Origin of the sequence: Cryobacterium sp. TMT1-19 (assembly GCF_004403055.1) — a bacterium.
GTDB classification, from domain to species: domain Bacteria; phylum Actinomycetota; class Actinomycetes; order Actinomycetales; family Microbacteriaceae; genus Cryobacterium; species Cryobacterium sandaracinum.
Genome location: NZ_SOHB01000024.1, coordinates 20,604 through 30,114 on the forward strand (window position 1 = coordinate 20,604; position 9,511 = coordinate 30,114).

The window sequence follows — 9,511 nt, forward strand, 5'->3', positions numbered from 1 at the left end:
GCACCCTGTCGGCGCGTGCCAGGGCCACCGCCCTGGCACTGGTGCTCGCCATGGGCCTCAGCGGCTGCGTGCCGCTGTTCCTGCCGGAGCAGGCGCCGACCACCTCGGTCCCGACCGGGGAGAAGGTCGACGCCGACCTCGAACCGTTCTATGACCAGGTGCTGAAGTGGGCGGACTGCGACTCCGGCCTGCAGTGCACCACGGCTTCGGCGCCGCTCGACTGGGCGGACCCGGGCAGCGGCGAGACGGTCGACCTGGCGCTGGTGCGGCATCCGGCCACGGGCACCCGGGTGGGTTCTCTGCTGGTCAATCCCGGAGGCCCCGGCGGCTCCGGTTACGACTTCGTGAAGGATTCCCTCGACTACGCCACGGATGCGAAGCTGCAGGCCGGTTTCGACGTCGTCGGTTTCGACCCGCGCGGGGTGGGCCGCTCCTCGGCGGTGAGCTGTTACGAACCGGCTGAGATGGACGAGTACCTCTACGGCCTGCCCGCCGCGGTGCGGGGGAGCGACGCCTGGATCCAGGAGCTGTCGACGGCCGCCGTCGACTTCGGGGCCGCCTGCCAGGAGAATACCGGCTCCCTGCTCGCACACGTCGACAGCCTCAGCGCAGCCCGCGACCTCGACCTGCTGCGCGCCGCGCTCGGTGACGAGAAGCTCAACTTCCTCGGCTACTCCTACGGCACCTTCCTCGGTGCGACCTACGCGGAGCTCTACCCCGAGCGGGTCGGACGCCTCGCCCTCGACGGCGCCCTCGACCCGTCCACCGGCAACGCCGATGTGACCCGGGTGCAGGCCACCGGGTTCGAGAACGCGCTGCGCTCCTATCTGGCCGACTGCCTGGCCGGCGAGGAGTGCCCCTTCGACGGCACCGTCGACGAGGCCATGACTACCATCGGAGCCCTGCTCGCCTCGGTCGACGTCAGCCCGATCACGGCCACCGACGGCCGTCGACTCGGCGCGAACACGCTGCTCACCGCCATCATCTACCCGCTCTACCAGGCCACCGCGTGGCCGAACCTGAGCGAGATGTTCGCGAGCGTACTGCAGGGCGACGCCGACATGGCCTTCCAGTTCGCGGACGGCTACAACGGCCGGTCCGCCGACGGCACCTACCGCGACAACGCGACCGAGGCCTTTCTGGCCATCAACTGCGTGGACTACAGCTACAACGACGATCCCGCCTCGATGCGCGCGCAGGCCGCCGAGATCGAACAGGCCGCCCCGACGATCGGCAAGTACATGGCGTTCGGCGACATCGGCTGCGCCAACTGGCCCTACCAGTTTGACGGGGAGCGGTCCGAGATCGCCGCCGAGGGGGCCGACCCGATCCTGGTCATCGGCACCACCAACGACCCGGCCACACCCTATGTGTGGGCCGAGAACCTGTCGGAGCAGCTTGCCAGCGGCCACCTCGTCACCTTCACCGGCGAGGGGCACACCGCCTACAACAAATCGAACGACTGTGTGAACTCGGCCGTCGACGACTACCTGCTGAAGGGCACGGTGCCGGCCGAAGACCCGATGTGCTGAGCATCCGCCTGGCTGCAGATTTGCGCGCTGTGTAAGAATTGAGGCATGTCGCTGCACCACGAGGAACCGGGCCTACGCGAACGTAAGCGGCTCGCAACGCGACGCGCCATCCAGCGCGCCGTGTTGACGCTCTCCTGCGAGCGGGGGCTCGAAAAGGTGACCGTCGAGGACATCAGCCGGCTCGCCGACGTGTCGCCGCGCACCTTCTTCAACTACTTCCCCTCGAAGGATGCCGCGCTGGTCGGCGACGAACTCGACCTCGCGTCCGAAGAGCAGATCGAGGCCTTCGTGCACGGCGGCCGCGATGGGGACATCCTGGCCCAGCTGGCCGCGCTGCTCTCGGTCAGCCTCAGGAACACCGAGGGTGACCGGGAGATCCACCAGCTGCGGCGTCAGGTCATGAAGGAGAATCCCTACCTGTTCGGGATGCGGATGGCCACCCTGCGCAACTTCGAGGGTCGACTGCAGGAGATCGTCACCCGGCGCTTCGTCGTCGACCACCCCGAGCTCGGCGCCGGCTCGGCGCAGCTTGAGCAGCGGGCGCTCCTGTTCACCCTGGTGGCCGTGGCTGCGCTCCGCCACGCCTGGCGGTGCTGGGCCGACTCCGACGCGGCCCGCCCCCTGGCCACGCACGTCGCGGCATCCTTCGCGGACCTGTACGAGATGACCCTGAAGACCAGCTAGACTTTGTAGCTGTGTCCGAGGTTTTCCGAGAGGAATAATCGTGACGCCGCCTTAGCTCAGTCGGTAGAGCGTCTCACTCGTAATGAGAAGGTCATCAGTTCGATTCTGATAGGCGGCTCCATCTCAACGCAGGCAGCCGTGGCTTTCGCTCGCGCCGCGCACACCCCGCACGCGAGTGCGCACCGCGAAGTCACCCGAATCGCGCAAATGGGCGTTGGGCTCGTGGCCGGGACGAAATCGACCGCCTCATCGACCGAAGTCGCCTCACCCGCGTGGTCGCCAACCGCGACCTCGCGGAAAGCCACTTGGTGCAGGCGCGCACGCACGCGGCGCGGCTCATCGAGCTGATACCGCCCTACTGAGCCCGCAACCTGAGGCTGACTGAGCCGACCGCGGCATCCGTCGTCACGTAAACGCGGAGATTTTCGGGAAACGCCGGTTCTACGGCCCGGCCGAGCGGCGTGTTGCGAAAATCTCCGGAGTTACCGTGCTGTCCCCACGGATGCCCGGTGCCGGGCATCCGGGCCAGGTCGCCGGGTCGTGACGGGCTCGACCGCCGGCCGCACGCGATCGCTAGGCTGATCCCATGACCGACACAACCCGCACCGACACTATTCGCTGGGGAATCCTGGCCACGGGCGGGATCGCCCACGCATTTACGAACGACCTCGTCCGGAACGGTTTTCAGGTGCAGGCGGTCGGTTCCCGCTCGCAGGCGTCGGCGGATGCCTTCGCGGCCGAGTTCGGCATTCCCACGGCTCATCCGAGCTACGAGGCCCTGGCCGCGGACCCGGATGTCGACATCATCTACATTTCGACCCCGCATCCGTTTCACGCAGAGAACGCCAAGCTCGCCCTGAATGCCGGCAAGCATGTTCTGATCGAGAAGCCGATCACCCTGAACGGCGCCGAGGCCCGCGAGGTCGTCGACCTCGCCGCGACCCTGGGGCTGCTGGTGCTCGAGGGAATGTGGACCCGGTTCCTGCCGCACATGGTGCGCATCCGCGAGATCCTCGCCGAGGGCACCCTCGGCGACGTGCGCACCCTGATCGCCGATCACACCCAGGACCTGCCGGATGACCCGGCGCACCGGCTGAACGCCATGCACCTGGGCGGCGGGGCGCTCCTCGACCTCGGCATCTACCCGCTCACCTTCGCGTCCGAACTGTTCGGACGCCCCGAGACGATCCTCGCGACCGCCACCTTCAAGGCCACCGGCGCCGACGCGCAGATCGCCACGACCTTCCGGTACGCGGGCGGGCAGATCGCCCAGACCCTGTCGGCCAGCAACACCACCGGCCCGAACACGGCCACCATCCTCGGCACGCTGGGCCGCATCGACATCGACCGGGTCTGGTACTCGCCCACGGACTTCCGGGTGCTCAACAGCGCCAACGAGGTCATCGAGACCTTCACCGCCGAGATCAACGGGCGCGGCATGCACTACCAGGCGGCCGAAGCGGAGCAACTGATCCGGGCCGGCAAGATCTCGAGCGACATCCTGCCGGTCGAGGAAGTGGTGGCGATCATGGAGACGCTCGACCTGGTGCGCGCGCAAATCGGCCTGCGGTACCCCGGGGAGTAAGCGGGAGTCCGTGCGCTGTGCTCCGGTCGATAATCTGACCAGTAGAGCGGGAGGGGGGCAGAATGGCGCTGCGTGGATCCCGTGGTGGTGTCACTAACCGGCCTCACCGCCCCCACACGTGGCCGTTGCGGCTCCTCGGCGCGCTGGTCGCGTGCTCCGTCGTCGAGCCGCTCGAGTTCGTTCCGCCCGCCGGATGACACCACCCCCCGTTTTGGGGTGGTCTTACTCGGTGGCGTTGGTCCGTCGGCCCATCACGGCTCGGCTAGCGTGTACGCAACGGGAGCGGGGGATCCGATGCACGCCAACGCGCACGCGGATCGAATCGATGACCGCTCCCTTCGCCATGCGCGGCTCGGCCGCTGGATCCTGTGGCTGATGTGGGTGCTGCTGATCGGTTACGCGATCGGCCTATTCGCCGCCTTCGGCCCGGTTTTCACCGGGTCCTTGTCGCTAATCACTGCGGGGCTCCCGGCCCTGCTCTGCTGGGCAGCCGCGCTCTGCGCGGAGCGCGGCCGCACGCAGCTGATTCTGGTGTCGGCCGCGATGACGGCCTTTACCCTCGGCAGCACCTACTACATGCTCGCGGGCGCGGCGACGCTCTCGTTTCCGTCTCCGGCCGACATCGGTTACACGCTTTTCTATCCGCTGATCCTGGCCGGACTGGCTGTCCTGGTCCACCGTCAGCGTGGTGAAATACCCCGGTCGGTCCTGGTGGACGGAGCCATCGGGTCGCTTGGCGCGGCATCCGTGCTGGCCGTGTTGCTCAGCCCGGTGATTGCATCCGCGGGTGTCTGGCCGCCCTCCCCGGCCGCCCTGGTGTCCGCCAGCTACCCTCTGCTCGATCTGTTGCTCGTGTCGGTCATCACGGGGATTGCCGCCGCCCGCGGACTCGACGTGGGCCGACGGTGGGCCCTGCTGGTGCTCGGGCTCCTGATCTTCGCGGCAACCGACGCCGTCTACGCCTTCCAGGTTTCCGCCGGAACGTACACCTTCGGGGAGCCGTTGGATGCGGGCTGGGCGCTCGGCCTCACCCTCATTGCGGTCTGGGCGTGGGACTTGGCTCGGCCCGGTGTCACCGCCCGGCGCCCCCTGAGCGGCGTGTGGACCCTCGCGGTGCCCGGGGCAGCCACGATCGCCGGGATGGCGGTGCTCGTCCTCGGCACGCAGGTGAAGATCTCCACAGGCGCCGTGCTCCTCGCAGGCGTGACCCTGGTGCTCGGGACCGTGCGCACCCAGCTCGCCTCCCGGCAGATCGGGCGGATGGCCGACCTTCACCGCCAGGCGAGCACCGACGACCTGACCGGGCTGCCGAACCGGCGCGCCCTCTACGCCGAGGCATCCGCTCACCTCGTGCCCGGGGACGGCCACCGGTGCGCCCTGCTGCTCCTGGATATCGACCGGTTCAAGGAAGTGAACGACAGTCTCGGCCACGACGTCGGCGATCTGCTGCTGGTGCAGGCCGGATCGCGCCTGTTCGATCAGCGACGACCGGGCGATCTTCTCGCCCGGCTCGGCGGCGACGAGTTCGCGCTTCTGATCCAGGACGCCGGCCACGACGAGGCCGTGGCGGCGGCCGTGCGGCTGCGGGCGGTCCTGGCCCGGCCGTTCACGCTGGAGGGCATCGCGATCGAGTCCAACGTCAGCATCGGCATCGCCCTATTCCCCGACCAGGGCGACACCCTCAAGGTGCTGCTGCGCAAGGCCGACATGGCCATGTACAAGGCCAAGACCTCCCGCAGCGGGCACCACGTCTTCGTCTGCTCCGACGACGATCACGGCGACTCCAGGCTGCGGATGATGGAAGACCTGCGCGGCGCCCTCGCCACCGACGAACTCGTGCTGCACTACCAGCCCAAGATCGAGCTGGCCACCGGGCACGTACACGGTGTGGAGGCGCTGGTGCGCTGGCAGCACCCGAGCCGGGGTCTGCTGCCTCCCGACGCGTTCCTGACCCTGGCCGAAGACGTCGGGCTCATGCGCGACCTGACCCGGATCGTGCTGGGAAAGGCGCTCGACCAGGCCGCGGTCTGGCGTGCGCAGGGAACACCGCTGACCGTTGCGGTCAACATGTCTCCCAGCACCCTGATCGAGTCCGATCTGCCCGCACGCATCGCCGCCATGATCCAGGTGCGGGGGTTGTCGGCCGCCGACCTGATGCTGGAGATCACCGAAGAGTTCCTGATGGAAGACCGGGCCAGGGCCAGGGACATCCTGATCCGCCTGCGGGAGAGCGGCATCCGCATCGCCGTGGATGATTTCGGCACCGGCTACAGCTCCCTCGCCTACCTCCGGGACCTGCCGATCGACGAGCTCAAACTCGACAAGTCCTTCGTGTTCCCGATGGCCGACGACGCCAGGGCCGCGGCCCTGGTGGCCTCGATCATCGCGCTCGCGCACAGCCTCGGCGTGCGCATGGTGGCGGAGGGCGTCGAGGACGCCGTCGCCTACGCCGAGCTGACCCGGTACGGCTGCGACGAGGCCCAGGGCTTCCACATGTCCCGCCCGCTTCCGGCCGCGGCACTGGATGCCTGGCTCGCCGCCCGGCACGCGCCGGCGGCCACGCGCTAGCCACGCGGGCGCCGTCGCAACGCCGTTGCAACGCCGCAGTAACGCCGTCGCAACGCCGTGGGCACGAGGCACAGGGTGACTCACAAGCCCGGCGGGTAGGGTTCACGGGTGGAAGAATCGAAGCCTCGCAAATGCCTCGCGGGCGTCCTCGTCGCCGTGGCGGTGCTGCTGGGCGCGGGTGCCGTCCTGATCGGGGCGTCGACCCGGGCTCCGGATGCCGCGGCCACCGCCTCCATCGCCGCCGCGAACACCGGTGCGAGCGTGATTGTGCCGGCCGCGGAATCCGTTTCGGAGCGCCCCGTGCCGGCCACCGCCTCCGATGCCAGAAACCTGCGTACGTGTTCGGTCTCAGCGCTGGCCGCCGACCCCCGGCTGGCTGATTTCCAGGCCCAGGTGGTCAACGCCAGCACCGGCGAGGTGCTCTTCGACCGCGGCGGCGATACCTCCTCACGCACGGCGAGCGTGCTCAAGGTGCTGACCAGCGCCGCCGCCCTTGAGGTGCTCGGACCGGACTACCGGGCCACGACCACCGTCGTCACCGGCAGCACACCGGGGTCTGTCGTGCTGGTCGGCGGGGGAGACCTCACCCTCACGCGCCTGCCCACCGGCACGGAATCCGTCTACCCCGGCGCAGCCCACGTCGATGAGCTCGCCCGCCAGACCCTCGCCGCTTGGCGGGCGAACCCGGCGAACCCGCCGATCACCTCCCTCGTGCTGGACGCCTCGTTCTTCGGCGGGCCCGGCTGGGAACCGAGCTGGGATGATCTGGAACGCAACGCCGGTTCCATGCCCGACGTGACCGCCCTGCAGGTCGACGGTGACCGCGACGACCCCTCGCGTCAGAGCTCTTCCCGCAGCGCCGACCCCGTCGGGCGCGCCGGCGCGGCCTTCGCCGCCGCGCTCGGCGGCGGCGTGAGCGTCAGCGTCGGCACCGCGCCGGCCGGGGCCGAACAGCTCGCCGCCGCTCGGTCCCAGCCCGTGTCCGTGCTGATCGGGCAGTCGCTGATCGTGTCGGACAACACCCTCGCCGAGATGCTCGCCCGGCTCGTCGCGGTGGAGTCCGGGGCCGGCAACACCTTCGGCGCCCTGCAGGAGTCCGTCGTCGCGGCGCTCGACGCCTATGGCATCGACACGACCGGCATCATCATCCGGGACGGCTCAGGCCTCAGCGACGACAACGCCGTACCGCCGTCGTATCTCACCCGGCTGTTCGTCAAGATCAACGCGCGCGACGGCGACCTCGGCGTCATCTTCGACGGCCTACCGATCGCCGGTGGACCCACCGGATCGCTGTCCTACAGCGACCGGTTCACGGGCGACAACGCCGTCGCCGACGGCGCCGTCTTCGCCAAGACAGGCTGGATCGACACCGGCTACACGCTCTCCGGCATTATCCGGGCGGCCGACGGCACGCCGCTCACCTTCGCCGTTTACGCGCTCGGGGATGTGAGCGATAATGCGAGGCAGGCGCTCGACACCATCACCGCCGGGTTCTTCCGCTGCGGCGACAACCTGTCGAACTCCTGACTTCAACCGGCGACAGAAGGAGCAATCCGTGACCAGGGCCCTGTTCATCATCGACGTTCAGAACGATTTCACCGAGGGCGGGGCCCTCGCCGTCGAGGGTGGGTCTGCGGTGGCCGCGGGCGTCAGCGCGCTGCTGGCGGAACATCCGGATGCCTATGACGTGATCTTCGCCTCCCGCGACTGGCACGACCCCGACAGCGACAACGGCGGACACTTCGCCCGGGCCGGCGAGCCAGGCTCCACGGACTCCTGGCCCGTGCACTGCGTGGCGGGCACCCCCGGCGCCGAGTACCACCCCTCGCTGCTGTTGCCGGACACGACCATCCACATTCGCAAGGGGCAGGGCCAAGCGGGCTACTCCATTTTCGACGGCATCTCGGTGGGCGGCGAGAAGACGGGCGAGCTGCTCATCGCGAACGGGGTGACCGACATCGACATCGTCGGCCTCGCCACCGACCACTGTGTGCGCGCGTCCGGCCTGGATGCGCGGGGCCACGGCCAGCATGTGCGGGTACTGACCGACCTCGTCGCCGGCGTCGCCCCGGACACGAGTGACGCGGCCCTGGGCGAGCTGGCCTATGCCGGTGCCGTGCTCGTCACCTCCGACGTGGTCGTCTGAGCGTGGGGGTGACCGACCGGGCGAGTCCGGCCGCGGCGGGACCGGCCGCGGCGGGACCGGCCGCGGCGGGCTCTGCTCCGGCGGGCTCTGCTCCGGCGGGTTCTGCACCGGCCGGCTCTGCAGGCGGGGCACTGTTCGCGCGGCGCCTCGACGGCGTGCGGATCGCCTACGACGTCGTGCCCGGCGAGCGCCCGATCCTGCTCGTGCACGGGTTCGCGTCGACATCGCAGGTCACCTGGGTCGGCACCGGCTGGGTGCGAGCCCTGCAGGACGCCGGGCGCGGCGTGATCACCCTCGACCTCCGCGGTCACGGCCGCAGCGACAAGCCGCGCCGCAGCATCGACTACCTGCCCCGGCAACTCGCAGCCGACCTCGTGGTCGTGCTCGACGCCCTCGGGCTGGAGCAGGTCGACGTGGTCGCCTATTCGATGGGCTCGCGCGTGGCGGCGGCGCTCGCGCGGCTGGCGCCGTCCCGGGTGCGCCGACTGGTGCTCGGCGGAGCCGGGCCGGACGAACTGTTCGAGACGTGGCATCCGGATGCCGTGCGCCGGTTCGTGACCGACGGCACCGCCGGCACCGACCCGTCGATCGCGGCGATACTGGGTGCCGCGATCACCGCCGGCGCCGACCGTGAGGCCCTCGTGGCGTGCGTCGGCGGGGTGGCCGGCTCCTCGCTGGACGTGCCGGCCGAGATTCCCGTGCTCTACGTCGCCGGCGGCGCCGACTCCATCCCGGCCGGGGTCGCCGAACTTGCCCGCGCGCGCGGTGCCGACTACCTCGAACTGGCGGGCCGGGACCACGTGAACACGCTCACCTCCCGCGAGTTCAAGCGCGCCGCACTGCAGTTCCTGGCCTGAGCGCCCCGAGTCCGGGCACTCGCTCGCCTCTCACGCCCCTAACGAATTCGACGGAGATTTTGGCTCTCCTGTCGTAACCGTGGGTCAATCCCGGCCGGGGAGTGCGGGTTTGTGGCCGCCGAGGCTGAGCATGGCGAGG

7 protein-coding genes and 1 tRNA gene are annotated in these 9,511 nt (G+C 69.7%); all 8 read left to right on the plus strand.

The window, feature by feature from the left end; all coding sequences use genetic code 11:
- Nucleotides 1–50 precede the first annotated feature (50 nt).
- The 8 genes from E3T40_RS06055 (at nucleotide 51) to E3T40_RS06090 (ending at nucleotide 9,372) form a co-directional block, all read left to right on the plus strand.
- Nucleotides 51–1,532, plus strand: a complete 1,482-nt coding sequence (locus tag E3T40_RS06055) for an alpha/beta hydrolase (RefSeq protein ID WP_134542909.1) — start codon at nucleotides 51–53, stop codon at nucleotides 1,530–1,532.
- Nucleotides 1,533–1,577: 45 nt separating this feature from the next.
- On the plus strand, nucleotides 1,578–2,216 hold the full coding sequence (locus tag E3T40_RS06060) for a TetR/AcrR family transcriptional regulator (protein ID WP_104170792.1): 639 nt from the start codon (nucleotides 1,578–1,580) through the stop codon (nucleotides 2,214–2,216).
- A gap of 45 nt (nucleotides 2,217–2,261) precedes the next feature.
- A tRNA-Thr gene (locus E3T40_RS06065) sits at nucleotides 2,262–2,337 on the plus strand.
- A 465-nt stretch (nucleotides 2,338–2,802) separates the two neighbouring features.
- Complete coding sequence (locus E3T40_RS06070) at nucleotides 2,803–3,801, plus strand: Gfo/Idh/MocA family protein (RefSeq protein ID WP_104170793.1); 999 nt, start codon at nucleotides 2,803–2,805, stop codon at nucleotides 3,799–3,801.
- A gap of 294 nt (nucleotides 3,802–4,095) precedes the next feature.
- A complete protein-coding gene (locus tag E3T40_RS06075) occupies nucleotides 4,096–6,369 on the plus strand; it encodes a bifunctional diguanylate cyclase/phosphodiesterase (protein WP_134542906.1) in 2,274 nt (757 codons plus the stop codon).
- Nucleotides 6,370–6,477: 108 nt separating this feature from the next.
- Nucleotides 6,478–7,896 carry a D-alanyl-D-alanine carboxypeptidase/D-alanyl-D-alanine-endopeptidase gene (locus E3T40_RS06080; RefSeq protein WP_241981685.1) on the plus strand — a complete coding sequence of 473 codons (1,419 nt, stop codon included), beginning with the start codon at nucleotides 6,478–6,480 and terminating at the stop codon, nucleotides 7,894–7,896.
- 28 nt (nucleotides 7,897–7,924) lie between these two features.
- Complete coding sequence (locus tag E3T40_RS06085; RefSeq protein WP_104170795.1) at nucleotides 7,925–8,515, plus strand: isochorismatase family protein; 591 nt, start codon at nucleotides 7,925–7,927, stop codon at nucleotides 8,513–8,515.
- A gap of 2 nt (nucleotides 8,516–8,517) precedes the next feature.
- Nucleotides 8,518–9,372 (plus strand): alpha/beta fold hydrolase, encoded by an 855-nt coding sequence (locus E3T40_RS06090; RefSeq protein WP_198411943.1) that lies wholly within the window; start codon nucleotides 8,518–8,520, stop codon nucleotides 9,370–9,372.
- The last annotated feature ends 139 nt before the right edge of the window (nucleotides 9,373–9,511 follow it).

Bases quoted from the DNA above. Each gene is read 5' to 3' on its own strand.
- E3T40_RS06075 (WP_134542906.1), top strand. From the start codon at position 4,096: ATGCACGCCAACGCGCACGCGGATCGAATCGATGACCGCTCCCTTCGC.
- E3T40_RS06060 (WP_104170792.1), top strand. From the start codon at position 1,578: ATGTCGCTGCACCACGAGGAACCGGGCCTACGCGAACGTAAGCGGCTC.
- E3T40_RS06055 (WP_134542909.1), top strand. From the start codon at position 51: ATGGGCCTCAGCGGCTGCGTGCCGCTGTTCCTGCCGGAGCAGGCGCCG.
- E3T40_RS06070 (WP_104170793.1), top strand. From the start codon at position 2,803: ATGACCGACACAACCCGCACCGACACTATTCGCTGGGGAATCCTGGCC.